Source organism: Halococcus salsus (assembly GCF_009900715.1).
GTDB classification, from domain to species: domain Archaea; phylum Halobacteriota; class Halobacteria; order Halobacteriales; family Halococcaceae; genus Halococcus; species Halococcus salsus.
In genome coordinates this window covers 20,977-40,474 of sequence record NZ_JAAAJC010000006.1, presented here as the reverse complement: position 1 = coordinate 40,474, position 19,498 = coordinate 20,977, and the positions used below count along the sequence as shown (strand labels likewise).

At 57.2% G+C, this 19,498-nt stretch carries 14 protein-coding genes and 2 pseudogenes; 10 read left to right on the top strand and 6 right to left on the bottom strand.

Features of this window, described 5'->3' with window-relative positions; translation table 11 throughout:
* The first annotated feature begins 67 nt into the window (after positions 1 to 67).
* The 4 genes and pseudogenes from GT355_RS13815 to GT355_RS13800 all read left to right on the top strand — a co-directional run bounded on the left by GT355_RS13815 (position 68) and on the right by GT355_RS13800 (position 4,062).
* Positions 68 to 604, top strand: a complete 537-nt coding sequence (locus tag GT355_RS13815; protein WP_160135164.1) for a DUF7342 family protein — start codon at positions 68 to 70, stop codon at positions 602 to 604.
* Complete coding sequence (locus GT355_RS13810) at positions 605 to 1,045, top strand: toxin-antitoxin system TumE family protein (protein ID WP_160135163.1); 441 nt, start codon at positions 605 to 607, stop codon at positions 1,043 to 1,045.
* Positions 1,046 to 1,951: 906 nt separating this feature from the next.
* Positions 1,952 to 3,234 (top strand): annotated as a pseudogene (locus GT355_RS13805) (RNA-guided endonuclease InsQ/TnpB family protein).
* 387 nt (positions 3,235 to 3,621) lie between these two features.
* A complete protein-coding gene (locus GT355_RS13800) occupies positions 3,622 to 4,062 on the top strand; it encodes a hypothetical protein (RefSeq protein ID WP_160135161.1) in 441 nt (146 codons plus the stop codon).
* A 31-nt stretch (positions 4,063 to 4,093) separates the two neighbouring features.
* Here GT355_RS13800 and GT355_RS13795 read toward each other — a convergent pair whose 3' ends face one another.
* The 5 genes from GT355_RS13795 to GT355_RS13775 all read right to left on the bottom strand — a co-directional run bounded on the left by GT355_RS13795 (position 4,094) and on the right by GT355_RS13775 (position 10,902).
* Positions 4,094 to 6,178, bottom strand: coding sequence for a dipeptide ABC transporter ATP-binding protein (locus tag GT355_RS13795; protein ID WP_160135160.1), 2,085 nt, complete (start codon positions 6,176 to 6,178; stop codon positions 4,094 to 4,096).
* Positions 6,175 to 7,083, bottom strand: coding sequence for an ABC transporter permease (locus GT355_RS13790; protein ID WP_160135159.1), 909 nt, complete (start codon positions 7,081 to 7,083; stop codon positions 6,175 to 6,177). Before GT355_RS13790 ends, GT355_RS13795 begins: the two co-directional genes overlap by 4 nt.
* Positions 7,080 to 8,072: an ABC transporter permease gene (locus tag GT355_RS13785; protein ID WP_160135158.1), complete on the bottom strand. Its 993-nt coding sequence runs from the start codon at positions 8,070 to 8,072 to the stop codon at positions 7,080 to 7,082. Before GT355_RS13785 ends, GT355_RS13790 begins: the two co-directional genes overlap by 4 nt.
* A 70-nt stretch (positions 8,073 to 8,142) precedes the next feature.
* The gene (locus GT355_RS13780) at positions 8,143 to 10,062 is read right to left on the bottom strand and encodes an ABC transporter substrate-binding protein (RefSeq protein ID WP_160135157.1); all 1,920 of its coding nucleotides are present in this window, start codon (positions 10,060 to 10,062) and stop codon (positions 8,143 to 8,145) included.
* 132 nt (positions 10,063 to 10,194) lie between these two features.
* Positions 10,195 to 10,902, bottom strand: coding sequence for a helix-turn-helix domain-containing protein (locus GT355_RS13775; protein ID WP_205250446.1), 708 nt, complete (start codon positions 10,900 to 10,902; stop codon positions 10,195 to 10,197).
* Positions 10,903 to 11,126: 224 nt separating this feature from the next.
* Here GT355_RS13775 and GT355_RS18575 point away from each other — a divergent pair.
* The 6 genes and pseudogenes from GT355_RS18575 to GT355_RS13745 form a co-directional block, all read left to right on the top strand.
* Positions 11,127 to 11,276, top strand: a pseudogene (locus GT355_RS18575) (cell division control protein Cdc6); the annotation flags it as partial.
* Between the two features lie 99 nt (positions 11,277 to 11,375).
* On the top strand, positions 11,376 to 12,548 hold the full coding sequence (locus GT355_RS13765) for a pyridoxal-phosphate-dependent aminotransferase family protein (RefSeq protein WP_160135156.1): 1,173 nt from the start codon (positions 11,376 to 11,378) through the stop codon (positions 12,546 to 12,548).
* A 195-nt stretch (positions 12,549 to 12,743) separates the two neighbouring features.
* Positions 12,744 to 14,213: an MDR family MFS transporter gene (locus GT355_RS13760; RefSeq protein WP_160135155.1), complete on the top strand. Its 1,470-nt coding sequence runs from the start codon at positions 12,744 to 12,746 to the stop codon at positions 14,211 to 14,213.
* A 493-nt stretch (positions 14,214 to 14,706) separates the two neighbouring features.
* The gene (locus GT355_RS13755) at positions 14,707 to 15,756 is read left to right on the top strand and encodes a thiamine pyrophosphate-dependent dehydrogenase E1 component subunit alpha (protein WP_160135154.1); all 1,050 of its coding nucleotides are present in this window, start codon (positions 14,707 to 14,709) and stop codon (positions 15,754 to 15,756) included.
* Complete coding sequence (locus GT355_RS13750) at positions 15,756 to 16,757, top strand: alpha-ketoacid dehydrogenase subunit beta (protein WP_160135153.1); 1,002 nt, start codon at positions 15,756 to 15,758, stop codon at positions 16,755 to 16,757. The genes GT355_RS13755 and GT355_RS13750 overlap by 1 nt, the downstream gene beginning before the upstream one ends.
* 12 nt (positions 16,758 to 16,769) lie before the next feature.
* Positions 16,770 to 17,774 (top strand): NAD(+)/NADH kinase, encoded by a 1,005-nt coding sequence (locus tag GT355_RS13745; RefSeq protein WP_160135152.1) that lies wholly within the window; start codon positions 16,770 to 16,772, stop codon positions 17,772 to 17,774.
* A 96-nt stretch (positions 17,775 to 17,870) separates the two neighbouring features.
* Here GT355_RS13745 and GT355_RS13740 read toward each other — a convergent pair whose 3' ends face one another.
* Positions 17,871 to 19,421, bottom strand: a complete 1,551-nt coding sequence (locus tag GT355_RS13740) for a 2-oxo acid dehydrogenase subunit E2 (protein WP_160135151.1) — start codon at positions 19,419 to 19,421, stop codon at positions 17,871 to 17,873.
* Positions 19,422 to 19,498 lie beyond the last annotated feature (77 nt).

Here is a 19,498-nt window from a genome sequence, read left to right as displayed (position 1 = left end):
GCACGCCGCTTGGTCATATATCTGCGTATTCCAAATATATATTGTGGGAGAGCGTGTACAGCCATTTATGACCAAGTTCGATCCAGACCCAGGTGGTGAACCGACCAATGAGCTACGACAACGCTGGTCCGAAGACACAGACACCTTCGGACGTGTCTACGATGTCCTCGTTGGAATTACGGAACCAACGTCGTATCGCGAGATCGCCGATATTGCGGACTGCTCGCCGAACGCAGCGAAAAAACATCTCGACCGCATCGCGGAGATGGGTATCGCACGAGCCAATCGCCAGAGCCGTCCGGCCCAGTACGAACGCAACGACGGGTACTTCGAATGGCAGGACGCGAACCGTCTCGCCGAGGAACTCACTATCGAGGAGATCATCGACCGCGTCCGAGAGCTCGAGAACCGTCAGAAGCAATTCGAACAGCGCTTCGGAGCTACCGATCCGACCGCAGTCTCGGTATTCGAGCACGACGACCACGACACGATCCACGAACGAATGAACGCCATTAGCGAGTGGCAATCCATCGAGCACGACATCCGTCTCTACGAACTCGCTCGTCAGCTTTCGTCGAACGATGGGCATCTCCTGCCGGCATAGATGATCCCGGATGGTGAACTCACATCGACCGGGCCACCCGATAGGCAGACACTTCGACTCCTCGAAGGAATCCTCGCCGACGAACCACTCGTCGCGTCAACCGAGTTCGACCCCGACAGTTACGAGCCTCGAATCCTCCATATCCAGTGTGAGCAGAGTCGATATCCCTCAACAGTCGAGAGCGCTCGACTCGATATTCGGTGGTTCGCGAGCGGTGATTTCTCACTACATTACGTCGAAACCACCGATGCAGACCGCTGGGAATGCCGGTGGGATCGTCACCTGAATCCCCATAATGCACGCCTCCACTTTCATCACCCGCCAACAGGCGAGGAAATCACGGACCTCACGTGGGCCTCTCTGCACCCCATAGATGTCATCTCGACGGCTATCGGCGCGGTCGAACAACGAATCGAGCAGCAGTGGTCGACTGACGGCTAGCAAACATTGAGCGAGTGTCCGCGATTGATGGTCTCATCTCGTCAATAGAGAGCCAACCGAGAGCGTGTAACTGTGGTCATGCAAGGAAAGTAGGAAGGAGTCATCCACAACAAAACACATTGGAATCCGCCGAATCTTCCCCATCCTTTGCTCTCCAATTAGGTGTAAGTCTCGCTCAGTTCCTGTCGACATCAAAGGCACTACAAGTTGGCTCTTCTCCCGAGCCAAATGTTGGGTGGTTGGAGGAGTCCCTAGTAGGTCACTATTCTGAACCCCATCGATCACGGCCTCTGATGATGGTTTTTGCGGATGCTGTGTTTATATTAGATCTCGCTGGAAATGGCGATAGCGAAGGGAGCTATTAGCACGTGTCCTGATCACCACTCTGGATGTAACTGAGGACGAGTGCCTGTGTCACTCCTGCTCTTCCCACGTTGCAGGTCTTTCCGAGGAAGGTGGAAAGCCGTTTGGGAAATCAGCTTCCAGATCATATTGACGGTTTTCACAACTACAATAGAAGGTGACGGAGTCGGAGTTCTCGTCACCGTCGTTGTCTGATCTATCTACACTCTGTCCACACCCTTTGCAAAATAGAGCTGTGCTCACAGTACCACGGAAAGCGTCTGGAGTATAGACTGTATCACTTGCAAATGCACAGAAGGATGCGGGAAATAGTCCACGGGGTGAGCGCTCGCCAAAGTTATCTCTCAGATTCGATTGCTGACTATCCGGGATTACTTGCCAGCCATCTCTCCCAATGTGGCGGAATCAACTAATCGGTAGCGCGGAGTCCCCTTCCTCAAGGAGCGAACGCGGTGCGGAAGTGAGCGAGTAAGGAGGGGAGGAGCGCGTTCGTTTGGCTGGGCATTACCGTGTTTTATACATCATCGCGTCCACATTGAATACGTGGCAGACGACTACGTGCGTCGGACGGCGATTACCCGCCTCTCAGTGACTGGCGAGCAACGGGACGCGCTCGAAACCACTATCACCGACTGGAAGCGCGGGTGCCAAATCGCCACGAACCTCGCATGGGGGAAGTGCAATACGCGGAGTGACGTACAACCCCTCGCCTACGATACGGTGCGTGAGGACACCGACCTCAGTAGCCAACACGCGATTCTCGCCACGCATCAGGCCGCCCAAGCCATCACCGGCTGTATCGCTCGCCGCTCGAAGGGCCGGAAGGCGTCGAAGCCGGAGTTCACCGCACCGACAGTGAAGTACGACACGCGGACTATGACGTTGTTTGACGACCAAACCGTGTCGCTCACCACGACGGACAGCCGTGTTCGTGTGGACCTCGTACTGCCGGAGGACCCGGACGGCTACCAACGCCAGTATCTCGACGGCGACGGGTGGGAACCGACCGAAAGCACGCTCACCGCACGCGATGGTGATTTCTTCTTGCATATCGGCTTCCGCCGATACAGGAACGACACCGAACGGAGTACGGACACAACCGAGAACGGAACGGTTCTCGGGGTGGACCTCGGTGTCGAAAACATCGCTGTGACGAGCACCGCCCGATTCTTTCCCGGTGGTGAACTCACTCACCACTTCGACCGATTCGAGGGGGTTCGTGGTAGTCTCCAACGGACCGGGACCCGAAGCGCCCACCGCACGCTGAAAATAGCGTCGGGACGGCAGGAACGCCACTCGCGCGACGTGTTGCATCAGACAGCGAATGGGATTATCGCCGAAGCTATCAACCACGACTGTTCGACAATCGTGTTCGAGAATCTGACGAACATCCGCGAGAACATCCCCGAAGCGCGGTGGCAACACCGCTGGGCGTTCAGCCAGTTGGTCGGCTACGTCGAATACAAGGCCGAAGCGGTCGGTGTCGCGGTCGAAACGGTCCCACCGGAGAACACCTCAAAACGCTGTTCGCGTATCGGGTGTGGCTTTACGGTGGACGAGAATCGCCCTTCGCGGGAACACTTCCGTTGTCAGAAGTGTGACCACGAAGCGAACGCCGACTACAACGCGGCCCGAAACATCGGGTTGCGATACGTCCGACGTGGCCGCCAGTCGTCGCGTCGGACGGGCGACGGTCAGCTCGCCCTGAAGTCCGGGACGCTGACGCCGAAGCGCGGATTTACCGCCTACGCTACCGCATAGCGTCTGAGGCCGAGTCCACGGACAAGCCCCACCCTCAAGCGCGAGGGCGTCAGCCCGAGCGGTAGGGTAGGGTCGCTGACTGAGTAATTGAGGGGCTTATGTCGATTATGCCACTGTCGAAAAGGTGCCTCTTTCCAACCTTTGACGTTCTGCGGAATCGCTCTGAGCGTACGGCTATTCGAACACGCTCTCACAAGTGAGACACTCATAGTCCGGGTTTTCACCCGGTTCAGCGCCGACCGTCTGAACGTTGTTCGCCCCACAGTTCGGACAAGTAACATTACTGGTCGTTGGCGGCAACGGACACATATTCAGGTGTGTGCTCTCGGCTTGTTGATAACTACTCTGTTCCATTGTGTTCGAGCTAATTTAGTGTTCGTTGGTTGAATGCGGCCGCCTCAGAGTGGTAGAACTATTACCTCAGACACGCCACAATATACAGGAACACACTGATGGTAAGCATTCATGATGTGGCGATGACCGTTCACACGATCTTCGCCGCGATCTGGACAGGTGGAACATTAGTGGTCGCGGGTGCTGTTATCCCAGCAGCTCGTAACGAATTGCTGAGCACCGATGGCTTGACCCTTATCGCACGGCGATTCTGGTATCTCACCGTTGGTTCAGTTCTCCTGTTGATGTTTAGCGGGGGACATCTCGCAGGAACACTCTATACCGTCGAAACGCTCCAGTCAAGCAGCCGAGGAAATCTCGTACTACTGATGGTTGGATTATGGTTTGTCCTTGCAGTTGTACTCTTCTTCGGCTTCCGTCGACTCACCAGTAGTCAGCCGGAACAATCAGCAGGGGTGGCTGCAACGAAGGCACGCCCATGGTTTCTTGGAGGGAGTGTGGTTGCAATCGCACTGCTCGTTATCGCCGGCCTCCTGTAGTTCAGAGCAAATTCGTTAGACAGTGCCCCTTTTAGTCGTCTGCAGAGCTCTCTGATTTACTAGATGCGCTAGATTGGCCAGACGTACTTTTGCCAACTGGGAAATAACACGCGGCAGTGTGGTCACCAGATCCCGCTTCGTTTGGCGTTGGCTCGGCTTCGCGACACTCAGAGCGTGCTTTCGGACATCGCGGAGCAAAGACACACCCCGATGGAAGGTTAACTGGATCTGGCGGTTCGCCGTCAAGCGCAACCCGTTCTCGCCCAGCCGAAGGATCCTTTTCAGGTGCGGCTGAGAGCAACAGCGAAGTATACGGATGTTTCGGCGACGCAGTAAGTTCAGCAGTGGGGCCGATTTCAACGATTCGGCCGAGATACATAATCGCCAGTCGGTCCGAAACCTGGGCGAGACTAGCGAGGTCGTGCGAAATGTAAACTACTGCGATATCATCCTCGTCAGCGAGATCCCGGAGAAGATTGAGTAGATTGACCTTCAGAGATACATCAAGCATCGAGGCAGGCTCGTCACATACCAAAAATTCGGGCTCGAGCACGAGTGCCCGAGCGATCGCGACCCGCTGGCGCTGGCCACCAGAGAGTTCGTGTGGGTACTGATCGAGGAACTCACTCGCAGGTGTAAGGCCGACGCGTTCAAGAGTCGATTCGACGAACTCCTCACGGTCATCAGTGTGACGGCCGTGGATTGCGAGCGGCTCGCTCACCAACCGTCGAACCGTCTGCCGTGGATTCAGCGAGTCGAACGGGTCCTGAAAGACGATCTGAGCTTTGCGACGGAATTCCTTCATTCCGTCACGCTTGTACTCCTCAACTGAGGTTCCATCAAAGGTGATATCGCCATCAGTTGGGTCTTCAAGCAACGCGATCGTCTCACCGAGCGTGGATTTCCCACAGCCAGATTCACCAGCGATACCCAGAACTTCGGAGCGTCGTACGTCGAAGCTTACACCGTCGACGGCCTTCACGTACTGTGGCTCCTCGCCACGTAGTCGTCCAAGCATCGACTGGCCCTGAGAGTACCATGTTTGCAAATTGTCGACTGAGAGCACGACATCCTTGTTGTCGACTCGTTCGGTAGCGGCATCGTCCTCCTCAATCCCCCACGTTGCAGGATCGTCCGCCTCGCGGCGCATCCGAGCGGCCTGGTCGACGTAGTGACACGCCGACCGGTGGTTCCGATTCGGCAAGTCAACGAGTGGGGGATGGGCACGCTCGCACTCCTCATCGGCGAACGGACACCGTTCTCGGAACACACACCCTGTGGGTGGTTCATCGAGACTCGGTGGCGACCCAGGGATCGATACGGGGTCGGCGTGACCAGCTTCGAGTTCGGGAAACGAGTTCTTCAGTCCCATTGTGTAGGGATTTGTCGGGTTCAGAAGCACGTTATCGACGCTCCCTTGCTCCATGACCTTCCCACCGTAGAGGATCGAGAGCTCTTCGCAGGTTTCGGCAACTACTCCGATCTCGTGCGTTATCAGGAGCAACGAGCTGTCGATCCGCTCTTGAATATCGAGAATCGTCTCAAGGATCTTGTCTTGAACTATTACATCAAGTCCTGTCGTTGGTTCGTCGGCGACGATCAGATCTGGCTCAAGTGCGAGCGCCATCGCGATTGTAACACGCTGGCGCATTCCGCCCGAGAATTGGTGCGGATACTCGTCGATCCGGTCAGGATTGAGTCCCACAATGTCGAACAACTCACGCACGCGGTCGCGAGCGTTCGCCTGTGTGACGTTGCGATGTTTCTGAATTGCCTGGACGATCTGTGCGCCTGTTGTCATCACGGGATCGAGTGCATCCATCGCACTTTGGGGGATGTAAGCGATCTCTTCCCAGAGCACGTCACGGCGTTCGGCGGGTGAAAGCGCGAGCAAGTCACGGCCCTTGTAGGTTATCGACCCACTCTCGACGACACCATTTGGTGGGAGCAAGCCGAGCACAGCTTCGGCAGCCGTCGATTTCCCCGACCCCGACTCACCGACGAGTCCATAGTTCACGCCGGCTTCGATAGTGAACGAGATCCCGTTGACCGCATGGACTGAGCCGTTCTGCGTGCGATACGTCACGTCGAGGTCGTCAACTTCGAGTAGTGTCATTGGTCAGTTATCTCCGGGTTGATGAGTTCTTCGTACGCACGGCCGATCAGGAACACGGCAGTAGTGACGGCGGCGATCCCGATGGCGGGAGGAAGCACCCACCACCATGCGATCCGGATGGTACCGGATTCGAACACCATCCGGAGCATCCGGCCCCAACTGGTGGTATTGGGGTCGCCGAAGCCGAGGAACGCAAGGCTAGCTTGGGCGGCGATCGCCCACGCTACCCCGTAGGCGGTGTAGAGAAAACCAATAGGCAGGACATTCGGCGCAACGTGGAAGAACATCGTTCGGAGATGCCCCGCTCCGCTCGCGCGAGCGGATTTCACGAACGTCCGTTCGCGCACCGAGAGTACCTCCGAACGCACGACACGTGCCGGCATCTTCCAGAGGAAAACCACGATAATCAGCGTCAGTAGCCAGATGTTCGGAGTAACGAATGTCAACAGTAGGAGTGCCATCGGCATGAACGGCAGTGAGAAGGTGAGGTCAGTAAGCCGCATCAGGAGTTCGTCCACACGGCCACCGAAGTACCCACTAGTGAGACCAACAAGGAAGCCGAGTGCTCCGGTACCAATGCCGCCAAGCAGCCCAACGATCAGCGTTGGCTGTGCACCAGCGAGGAATTGACTCAGCACGCTCTTTCCGTACTCAGTGGTGCCGAGCGGTGCATCGAAACTTGGGGCAGCAAGCCTCGCGATCTCGCCGTTCGAGGTCCGGACATAGTCGGCGATCGGGTCGTACGGCGCTAGCAGTGGTCCGAACACTCCAAGGAAGATGAATGAAGCGAGAACCATGAGCGAAACGAGCGCGAGACGGTCACGGGCGAGAAATTTGAGATGACCGAACACGCGCTCGGTTCGAGCCCCAATTCGGGACCGTATTGTGGCTGATCCGGTGCTCATGCGCCTGCACCTCCTGCTTCGACGGTCGGGTCGAGGTAGGCGTAGAGGAGATCTGCCACGAGATTCATCACGATTACAGCAAGCGCCATGATGAACACCGACGCCTGAACCAGCGGATAATCCTGTTGTTCAATCGCGAGTACGAGCGCACGACCGATACCGTCCCATCCGAACACGACTTCGAGCAGGATGAGACCCTGGAACACCATCCCAACTCGAAGTGCGAAGTAGGTCACCACCGGAAGGATCGAGTTCCGACCGGCTCGAAGCAAGCGTTCGGTCTCGGTGAGTCCTTTCGCTTTGTGGAGCTTGAGAAACTCAGCACCACGCTTTTCGACGACTCCGTTGCGTGCGAGCAAGAGAAAGTCGCCGCTAAAGTAGAGAACAGCGACCAGAAACGGCAGAATATAGTGATGAAGGAAATCCAGCGAGAGGTATGTGTCGAGGAGACCCGTCGGCTGTGCGGTCACGCTTCGCATCCCGAACGCAGGAACGAGGCCGAGAGTGTACGAGAAGGCGATCAGGAAGAAGATAGCGGTGATGAACACCGGAGTCGACCGGAGGAAGGTGGTGACCGCAATGCTCGTGGTTTCAGTGCGCGAACCACGATTCCAACCAACGTACATCCCGAGAAGCGTGCTCAGGACTGCGGTTGTGACCAGTGCGGGGATTAACAACACGAGCGTATTAGCCAGTCGTGGTCCAAGGATCGCCCAGACTGGCCGGCTCTGGAGGATCGAATAGCCGAACTGGAAGGTGAGAAGATTGCGGAGATACAACAGGTACTGCTTCCAGAGCGGCTGGTCAAGCCCGTAGAGCGCAAATACGGCGTCGGCCTGGTCCGGGCTGAGGTTTCCGGTAGTGATCAGCGATTCGAACGGGCTTCCTGGCAGCACTCGGAGCACCACGAAGATTACAGACACCGCGATCAGCGTCAGTACGGCAGCGATGGCGAGCCGTTTAGCGAGAAAACGTCTGAAGCCGCTCATAAAACCACCCCGGCCTTAGGGGTCGGGTTCGGGAAACGGGGCTGTGCCAGTTGAGTGTAGGTGATTGTGTTCATGTCGTGGTCTCCTTGGTCGAGAAATCCGGCTGGCCAAGCGCGGCTCGTCGGCGATGGGTGTTGCCGTTCTGGATCCGTTCGACGAATGCGCCCCACGCTTCACCATTCGGGAAATGGAGTACACCGTTCTCGTCCCGACGGTAGCCTGCGCGATCGAGGACACGTCGTGCGGCCTCGGGGTTGTAGCCGTAATCCGGTGTATCAGGGTTGTACCACGCCTCGACCAACTCCGAGATGTAGTTTTCCCCATTTGGAACGGTAGCCTCGCCGAGAAGGACGCTCTCAGCGAAACCATCTTTGTCAATAGATTTCGTGAGTGCGACCCGAAACTCCTTGTCACGGATCAAGGGACACGAATGCATCAGCTTCACCGTGACTGGGGCAAAGTTCTTCGTCGAGAGCCGATCGATACCAGTATTCGAGGCGGCACGGTCGGCCTGTGCATTCGACAGGGTCGAACCAACGGCGTCAAGCTGGCCACCGGCGAGCGCACCAAGCATCGCATCAACGTTACCGACGTTTATCCAGATTACCCGTTCGATGCCCGGTCCCTGTGCGGCGGCGTCACCGAATATTTTTGCACGCCAATCATCTCTGAACATCCAGTGACCTTCGTTACGGGTCACTGAGAATCGGGTTCCCTGATCCCACCCTTCGAATTTGAACGGACCAGTTCCGATTGGATTCGAGGGGTTGTACTGGGAGGGTGCCTCGATATCCTGCCATCGATGCTTCGGAACGATCGCACTTCTGACCATCCGCTGGGTCGTGAACGACGCATCGGGATAGGCGAGTTCGAATCGGACAGCATGCTTTCCGAGACGTTCGACACTGTCTATCGGCTCGTAAAACGTGGCCTGACTCGTCGAGGTGTTCTCGATGAAATATCGCGTACTGAATACGACGTCCTCGGCGGTGAATGGCTTGCCATCGTGCCATGAGACTCCCTCTCTCAGGGTGACATCAACGGTCGTGTTGCCAGTGAACTCAGCGTTGATTGCGAGTCCCGGGACGACTTTGAGGTCAGGTGAGGCGTCGAATAACCCATCGTAAATGAATTTGAGCCGGAGTTCTTCATCACCGCCCGCGGCCCATGGCAGATTGAGCGAATTCATCGAAGTGGTTACGCCTTTGACGAACGCCCGGCTGTTCCCTTCCGGCTGAAGGTTGACTTCCGTCCATTGGAAGGCATCACCGGTCGCACCGTTTCCAGGTGTTCGCACGTAACCGCGCCAGTTGCGGGTGTTTCCCGCCGTGATCACATTCGGAAACAGTGTGATTATGTCACCGACATCATTAGCGAACAGTCGCTGAATCCGATCGACGAGTTCCTTTCTCCGTTTTGGCTCACCGGTGAGTTTGCGCTGGCGCTCAAGCAGGTCGTTTATCTTTGGGTGCCAGTAGTTAGTGTAGTTCGAGGGGTTTTCCTTGTAGAGCCGCATCAAGAAGGGGTTTGGATCGAGCCCTCGCTGTGGATCCGGGCCCTGTGAACTCGTCGAGAGTGGGTGTTCAAGACCCGGTGTATCCCAACTCTGTGCATAAAGTTGGTTCAATGGCCGGTCGACGAGCTCGGTTGGTGCGCCGAGATTGTCGAGACCCCGTTGTAACAGGAGTGCATGCTCGCGCATCCATGGGTCATCCTCGCTCGAATACTCGATCGAGACCGAATCAAGTGGTTGACCCGCACGGGCAGTGTAATCGAGTGGCGGACTCTCGGCATCGATCGTCGGCCAGTCGTGCCAGTACTTAGTTTCGACTGCAGCTGGAACCCCTGAAGGGGTGTTGGCTTCAACTTGACTCGCAGTCTTCGAGCCACACCCAGCGAGTGCTCCCGCCCCCGCAACCACTGCTGATGTTTGGAGATACTGTCGCCGGGTAAACAGAGCTGAGCCCCGGCATCTATCGTCATCTATCATGTCGTGCTTGCCTCCTCTGGGGGGTATCTCAATGGGCGTTTTCCAGAAGAGTGACGATACTCATCATTCTTTAAGTTGTTTTGCGGGTTGAACACGATCGTTTTCCCGAAGAGGATCTAGATAGAGATGCAATCAGTCGGCAGGCGGGTCACGCACGCTGGCGCCGAATACTAACCCAAGGAGTTCGTGCTCAGCGGTTCGAAGACGTTCGCTGAAGTTGGATTGACTGATTCCCATCTCATGTGCGACGGCAGCAGCTGTCACCTGTCTTGGGACTTCGAAATACCCCATGTTGTAAGCAGTTTCCAGAATGGTGAGCTGTTTGTCGCTGAGCTTCGTGACGAGAGTTTCAGAGAGCCGTCCACTGTCGAGTGGTTCACCGAGGTTCTCGATCTCGTTGAGGCTCGCGAGGTCGAATGTGCCGAATTTCCGGCTTACTTCGTCGGCGATAGCACGGAACTGTTCCCAGTCTTGGACTGTTGCGACCACCTCAAACACACCAGGCCGATAGACGATACGGTTGGGAATCGCGCCCTGCCGGAGTACGACTTCGAGCACGAACGGATAGGACTCCCGTGCCGTGAGGACTACCCGAACAACACTTGTCTTGGTCGGGTTTTCTGGCAATGTTGTATGATGAAATAGCTCGATTCCAGGCTGATTGGCTATGAGATCCGGTGGTGAAAATGCTGTCTCAGCAGTGATGGTTAGTGACTCAATCCATGTGCCGTCCTCTACGTAGAACGCGTTGTCGAGTTCGATGCTCTTGATGTCGTCCACTGCTCGCCCTAGGCGGTCGATTACTCCGGTCGAATCAGTGCGAAAGACGACTCTGAGCATCCAGACCACCGATGAAATGCAAGCTAAAGGCTAACCATTGTCGATCGAATCCAGCGTATATTTATCCCAGTTGTATTCTTCCTTATAATGGTCGTTATTCGAGTCGGCGATCCACCGCCTCAAAGAGTAGACGTACCTCCGGTGCGAGCATGAGAACGGGCGTGGCCACCGGACATATGGTTACGAGGCGTATCTCGCCGAGGTCGAACCGCAGCTCAGTTGCTCTCTCGGGGGACGTGATCCCTCTAGCTGCGGCCTTTGCGGCACAGGAGCCCGGTGACGACCGCAAAGCTATCGACATTCTTCGCCATGCTGGCGAGGTAGCTAACGGAGAAAGCGCCAACACGATTGGAGAAGAACACGTTTACCAAGCCTAGCAACACGCAGAGAAGGACCGATTTCGAGAACTCATTTTCAGGGCTAGACCCGATTCAAGTCGTTCACATTTTACCTGACCTCACCTAGACGATACTATGGAGGCACCTGATATCGACGAGCTCATTCCACCCGACCGAATTCTGATGGGGCCCGGTCCGAGCGAGGTCCACCCACGCGTACGGCGAGCGATGAGTACACCCCTGATCGGCCATCTGGATCCAGCCTTTGTCGACCTAATGGACGAAGTCCAAGAATTGCTTCGGTACACGTTCCAAACCGACAATGAATTCACGATTCCAGTGAGCGGTACAGGGTCGGCTGCGATGGAGAGCGCAATCGCGAATCTCACTGAACCCGACGATACGGTTCTGGTTCCGGACAACGGGTACTTCGGCGACCGGATGGCCTCAATGGTTCGGCGGGCTGGCGGTTCGGTTGAACGCGTCGACGCTCCCTGGGGTGCGCCGCTCGATCCGGACGACGTAGCCGCAGCGTGTGAAACCCACGACCCCGACGTAGTGGGATTCGTTCACGCTGAAACCAGCACTGGCGTCCTCCAGCCGGACGTGCCAGCACTTACTGAGATCGCCCACGACTATGACGCGCTCACGATCGCGGACACCGTAACGTCGCTCGGCGGGGTCGAACTCCGAGTTGATGACTGGGGGATCGACGCGGCGTATTCAGCGACGCAGAAATGTCTCTCCGCACCGCCTGGTGCGAGCCCGCTCACCCTCTCCGAACGTGCTGTCGAGAAAGTCACGAGTCGCGACGCCCCGGTCCGATCGTGGTATCTCGACCTCTCGCTGCTCGCCGACTACTGGGGCGAAGAGCGTGCGTACCACCATACGGCGCCGATCACCAACGTCTACGCGCTCCGCGAGGCACTTCGACTGGTGGCCGAAGAGGGGCTCGAAGCACGCTGGGAACGCCACGAACGGGTCGCGAGTGCATTGCGGGACGGCGTCGAGGCGATGGGACTCGAACTCGCGAGCGAGTCGTGGCTTCCGAGCCTGAACACAGTCGCGCTCCCCGAGGGGGTCGACGATGCGGCGATCACCGATCACCTGCTCTCCGAACACGGGATCGAAGTCGCGGGCGGGCTCGGCGACCTCGCTGGCGACGTGCTCCGGATTGGGTGTATGGGCCGATCCGCCCGACCGGCGAACGTCCTCGCGGTCGTAGCGGCACTCGGTGACGCGCTTGCGGCCCAGGGTAGTGAGGTCGACGTGGATGCCGGACTGGCGGCGACACAGAGCAAGCTGTAAACCCTCGCTTACAGGAAAGGCAGGCGCAAAGCCTCGCCCTTCAGATCCCAACTGCGGCAGGGGATCCTCGTCGTTCACGGCGGGGAGAATCTCAATGGTCACACTGCTTAAGAACACATATCGAGTAGCATCCCTGTGCACGGAACACGCAGCGTTCGACCAGATAGGGTCAACAGATCCCGAGAGGCCTAATCTGTGGAGGAGCGAGAACGGCGATTTGCAACCATCGGCGTGCTGGTCGGCATCTTCCTCGCCGCGGTCGACGGCACCGTCGTGACAACCGCGATGCCGACGGTCGTCACCGCGCTCGGTGGGCTCGAACTCTACCCGTGGGTGTTCACTTCCTATATGCTGTTTACCGCAGTGACGATGCCGTTGTTCGGTCGGCTGGCCGACGCCTACGGCCGGAAGAGGCTCTTCTACGTCGGGATCGCTACCTTCGTCGCCGGCAGCGTGCTCTCGGGAGCGGCCGGCAACATGGCCGAGCTCGTCGCCTTCCGTGCAATCCAAGGTATCGGTGGTGGGGCGATGCTCGCGCTCCCCTACACCATCCTCGGCGTGATCTACCCGCCCGAACGACGCGGCTGGGCCATCGGGCTCGGCGGTTCAGTCTGGGGCGTTGCGAGCGTGATCGGCCCACCACTTGGCTACGCGATCGTTTCGACACTCGGCTGGCGTTGGGTCTTTTACGTGAACGTCCCTGTCGGGATCATCGCCGTCGCGTTCATTGCGACCACGCTCGAGGAAACGACGGGTGCGGCTACTGGTGATATCGACTATGCGGGTGCATTCGCCATCACAGTGGGGGTCGGCACGATCTTGGTCGGCCTCGAACTACTCACGACGCGACCGCTTACTGCCGGCATCGCGGTCGCGATCGGCCTCACCGCGCTCGGTGGCTTCTATCTCGCCGAACGACGGGCCAGGGAGCCGATCATTCCGCTGTCACTGTTCGGGGATCGAACTTTCCTCGCTACCATTACCGCTGGCTTCCTCACGAGCTTCGTGGTCTTCGCCGGGCTGACGTATATCCCGCTGTTCGTCCAGAGCGTTCACGGCGGCGCGAACAGCTCGGCGATCGCGGTCGTGGCGATCTCGATCGGTTGGTCGGGCATGAGCGTGCTCGCGGGCCGTGCAACCGAACGCATCGGCGAACGCCGGCTCTCGGTCGCCGGCACAACCTGTATCGTGGCGAGTTTCGCCGCAGGAGCGTTCTGGACACCCGCAACGTCGCTCATCGTGATCGTCGCCGTTGCGTTCGTCATGGGTGTCGGCATGGGGACGGTAACGCCGCCGTTGCTCACTGTCATCCAGAATCATCTTGGAACTGAACAGATGGGACTCGCGACCTCCTCCCAGCAGTTTTTTCGCCAGCTTGGCGGCGCAATGGGCGTATCCATACTCGGTGTCGTGATCACGACGCTCGCACGCGAACAACTCGCTGCCGTCCCTGGCGTGTCGACGCTCGGTGACCTCCAGCGCGTCCTATTCGAGACGAACACGCCACCGGCGGGGGCGGCCGCTGCACTAGCCAGCGGGCTCTCGTCGGCATTCGTCATATCGGCGGTCATCGGGGTCGGTGCGCTCGTGGCCGTCTTCGGGCTCCCGCGAGGGGAGAGTGGGCGTAGTGCAGACTCCGAGCAAGCCGACCCCGCTACGGACTGATGAGTTAAGCGGGTCGATGTCCGATAGTGTTCGACATCGGCGTTCATCAAACACGTCTAACCATATGAGTCGAAATAGTCGATAAGCATCAGGAGGTAGAATAGGTGTGATGTGTCCGGCATGGAGTTCGCAGCGCTCGTTCGTAGTGAATGTTCAAGAATCGGGTATCTAAGCAGCTTCTGGTAGACCGTTTCGAAGCAATCGAGCCTACCGACGCGCTGAACAACCAACGAGGAGTCGTCTGCTCTATGGCCTCGCAGAATTATCCGTCCACGGACACTCAGGTTCAGAGAGTTCCCGGAGTTAACTCGTCAAAGGTGCTCAATTATAGAAATCATCCACCCTACGTTCCCGTCGTTTTTCTCCCGGGGATGACCAGTCCTTCAGATGAGAGCCTTTATTCTCGATTCAAACAGCCAAACACCGTCTCTTCATGATACGTGATAGCCTGCCACAACAACTATGGTCTTTCATTACGTTTGTCTTCGCGCAAATGCCAGCAATCGATATCGAAACGGAAGACGGACGAAAGGAAGCACTGGAAAGAATGCTCAGGATCCGCGAGTTCGACACCAAAGTTGGGGAGTACTTTGCGGACGGGGATATTCCGGGGTTTGTACACCTCTACGTCGGTGAAGAGGCAGTTGGTGTCGGAGCATGTGCCGCCTTAGAAGAGGATGATTACATTACCAGCACACATCGAGGACATGGCCACTGTATCGCGAAGGGTCTCGATCCGAAGTTGATGATGGCAGAAGTATTTGGGAAACGCGAAGGATACTGTAACGGCAAGGGCGGGTCGATGCACATCGCTGATGTAGATTCGCACATGCTCGGAGCGAACGGGATCGTTGGTGCAGGCCCACCGCTTGGAACCGGCGCGGCCCTGAGCATCACTCAGAAAGACGAGGACCGGGTTGCACTCTCGTTTTGCGGAGATGGCGCTGTCGCACAAGGACAGGTGCACGAAGCAGTAAATCTGGCTTCTGCGTGGAATCTCCCCGTGATTTTCCTCGTCGAGAACAACCAGTACGGCGAAGGCACACCGGTTAGCGACCAACACAACGTCGAGAACCTCAGTGACACAGCTGCGGCATACGATATTCCGGGTATCAATGTCGACGGGATGGATATTACGGCCGTAAACGAAGCTGTCGAAGAAGCACGGAAACGGGCTCGGGACGGTGCTGGTCCGACGTTCATCGAAGCAGATACCTATCGCTTCCATGGTCACTTCGAAGGCGATCAGGAGCTCTATCGCGACGAAGAGGAGGTCGAAGAGTGGCGAAAGCGCGACCCGATCGATGCATTTTCCGAACGCCTCATCGACCGCGATGAGCTCACCGATGATGAGCTAGAGGAGATGCGAACGGACATCGAGACGGAGATCGAGGAGGCTCTCGAGTACGCTATGGATGCGGATGATCCATCCCCAGAAGAAGCGTACGAAGATATGTTTGGAGAACGAGTGCCGGACATCGACTTGTTCGTAGAGCAAGCGAACGCACGTGCCGATGGCGGCACCAGGGGAGGTGGGTTCTGATGGCGAGCGCACAGCTCGAAGCTCAGGAGACGGAAACGATGACGATCCGGGAGGCCATCAGGGAGACCATGCGTGAGGAGATGAATCGGGACGATGATGTCTTCCTTATTGGCGAAGATATCGGAGTGATGGAAGGGGTCCTCGATGTGACTGGAGACCTCTACAATCAGTTCGGACCCGAGCGAGTACGTGATACACCGATTTCGGAGGCAGGAATCATCGGTGCAGCGACGGGTGCAGCAGCGACCGGGTCGCGACCTGTTGCTGAACTCATGTTCTCGGATTTCATTGGCGTCGCGATGGAGCAGATAATGAATCAGATGGCGAAGATGCGTTATATGTTTGGCGGCAAGATCGAGATGCCAGTGACGGTGCGTGCCACCGAGGGGGGTGGCATGGGCGCCGCGAGCCAACACTCCGGAACCGTTCACACGATGATCGCTCACTTCCCGGGACTGATGGCCGTCACACCTGGAACGCCTGCAGCCGCGAAAGGCTTGCTCCGGACGGCAATCCGATCGGACGACCCAGTGTTCTTCTTCGAGAACAAGATGATCTACGAGCAAGAAGGGGAGGTACCGGTCGATGAAGACTTCACCATCCCACTCGGCGAAGCAAACGTCGAGCGAGAAGGAGAAGATGTCACTGTCGTCGCGACTCAGCGCCTCGTTGGCGAGTCGTTATCAGTCGCCGACGAACTCGACGGCGAGACTGATGTAGAGGTGATCGACCTTCGATCACTCTACCCCCTCGATACGGATACTATCGTTGAGAGTCTGAACAAAACGGGACGAATGGTTGTTGCTGGAGAGAGCCCGCTCTCCTATGGGGCACAGGCGGAAGTGGTCTCACGGGCCGTCGAAAACGCCTTCTACAGTCTCGATGCCCCGATCCAGCGTGTAGGGGTTCCGGATACCCACATGCCGTTCAGTCCATCGCTCGAAAACGAGGTGCTTCCGGATTCGGACGACGTTCGCAACGCTATCGAACGAATAGCTTGAGGCTAGCGATTCGTGTCTCATCTTGGAGTTATCGTCAATCCTGCTGCGGGTCGCGACATCCGTCGGCTAACCGGCGGAGCGACCGTCGTTGACAATCACGCGAAGCGCCGTGTTGCAGAGTGTGTTCTTGCGGGACTCACCGTCGTCTCGGATCCACCAGAAGTAACACTAATGCCCGACAAATCAGGAATCGCAGCGAGCGTTATCGAGAACGCACCAGAGAACGTTTCTGCAGATCTACTCGACATGTCTCCCACTGGAAGAGCGGCAGATACCCGCAGAGCTGCCGAGCGTTTTCAGGCACATGCGGATGCACTCATCGTCCTCGGAGGTGACGGGACGACTGGTGATGCAGCGCTTGGGTGTGATGATCTTCCACTCCTTTCGGTATCCACTGGCACGAACAATGTCGTTCCATCCGCTATCGACGGAACCGTGGCTGGAGCCGCAGCAGCACTCGTTGCGACCGATGCTGTCGACAAAGAATCGGTCACCTATTGCCATCAGATGGTTGAAGCACGTACCGAATCGGATGATTCGGTGACTGGACTCGCAGCGGTCGAACTCTCCGATCGCTCGTTCGTTGGAACGCGGGCGTTACTCGATCCGGATGAGCTACTCGGCGGAATCGTTTCCCGAGCGAATCCATCGGCTATCGGTTTGAGTGGTGTTGCAGGGGCTTTCGGTTCGCTCGCCCCGGACGAACCTGATTCGATCGGGCTCCGTCTTGCTGATGTCGAGATGTGTGACCGTACAGCGAGAGCGATCGTCGCACCTGGTATCGCAACCGAATTCGGTGTTGCGGAGTTTCAGCGCATCTCTGATGGGAGCTCAATGACTGTCGAGGTGGATGATGCCGTAATCGGTGCCGACGGCGAACGTGAACTCGAGGTCACCAACGAAACTGTCGAGTTTTACCCGGTGCCCGATGGTCCACGACTCATCTCGTACGAAGCAGTGCTCGACCGTGCAGCGGAAAACGAGGTTTTAGCCCCGAACTCATTTGGGAATCGGTAAATCCGGCGTTCGGCGTCCCGCTCCAGACTCTATTGGAGCTGAGTTCGCTATTGGTGTCAAGGAACTGAAAAGGACGCCCCTAATGGAGCCTCCGAACTATACCGATTTGAAGAGCAACGCCATCGGATTCTCGATGTAGTTCGTGAGTGTCTCAAGAAAGCGTGCTGCGTCTGCCCCATCAACGACTCGGTGGTCGAAAGAGAGATCGAGTGGCAGATGCTTTCTGAACGCAACTTCGTCTCCATCAGGAACTGGACGCTGTTGTATCGCGTTGACACCGAGGATCGCGACTTGGGGTGGGTTGATTATCGGATCGAACGATTCGACGCCCAACACCCCAAGGTTCGTCACGGTGAACGTTCCGCCTTGAAGGTCGTCCATCGTGTACTCACCAGAGAGTGCTTTCTCCGTCAGTTCTCGGCGCTGAATCGCGATCTCATCGACGGTTTTGTTGTTCACACCGGGGACGACCGGCGTGATTAGGCCTGCTTCGACGTCAACCGCGACTGAGATGTTGTGCTCTTCGTAGAGACGATGCATATCGTCCTCGAAAGTCGCGTTGAATCCAGGATGTTCGGAGAGGCTGGCAGAGAGAGCGAGCAAGAGGAGGTCGGGCATCGAAATCTCTGTATCGAACGCGTCTTCAGCCGCCTCTACAGCATCGAGGAAGGCTTCGACCTCCACCTCCCGGTGTTCGGTGACGTGGACCGCATTCTGATAGCTCTGGCTGAGTCGGCCAGCAATCGTTCGGCGCATGCCATCAAACGCCTTCTCCTCCCGAAGAGTACGTTCCGCGGGTCCGGCCTGAGCTTCAGCCGAGGGTTTGGATGCTTCATCTCTGGATGGACTGGTGCCGCTCTCGTCAGCCGCTAGCTGTACATCAGATTCAGTAATTCGTCCGTTCGTGCCAGACCCATCGAGAGTCTCGATGTCGATCCCATGCTCCCGTGCGAGCTGACGAACACGCGGTGCAGCGAAAGTACGGCCGGCTGCTGGTTCCGATTCACTCACAGCCTCAACGTCGTCGGCTGTGATCGCTCCCTGCGGTCCCGAACCATCTACCTCACTAAGGTCGACACCGAGGTCGTCGGCACGCTGCTTTGCCCGAGGTGAAGCCCTCACTTGGTCTGCACTCTGTTCATCATCGGTGCTTTCGACGTCATCAGCAGTGATTGCCCCTTGCGGCCCTGAACCATTCACAGCAGCGAGGTCCACACCGAGCTCCTCAGCACGCCGCTCCGCCCTCGGTGAGGCCCTTACGTCCTGCTCTCCATCATCTATACTCGCCGCTTGTCCATCGTCTGAGGCCGTTGATTGTTCGGTAGTATCACTTTCGTCAGCTTCGGGCTCTGCAGACTCTGAAGACCCCTCTCTTTCGAATTCGGCCTCGAGGTCGGCGATATCCTCATCTTCACCTGCGATGATAGCGATAGGAGTACCTGGAGAAACGGTTGCACCCTCTTCGACCTCGATCATCCGGAGAATACCTCCCTCACGGGCATCGACATCAGCAACACTCTTCTCAGATTCGATCTCGGCGACCGGTTCGTCCTCTTCGATCGGATCCCCCTCATCGAAGTACCAGTCGAGAATCGTCCCTTGGTCCATCTCCAAACCCAGCTTCGGCATCTTGACAACGTATCCCATGACACTCTATGTGCATCCAAGATACTAAACATTCATTACAATCAAACTATATCATTGGATGTTAGTCGGGTGACATC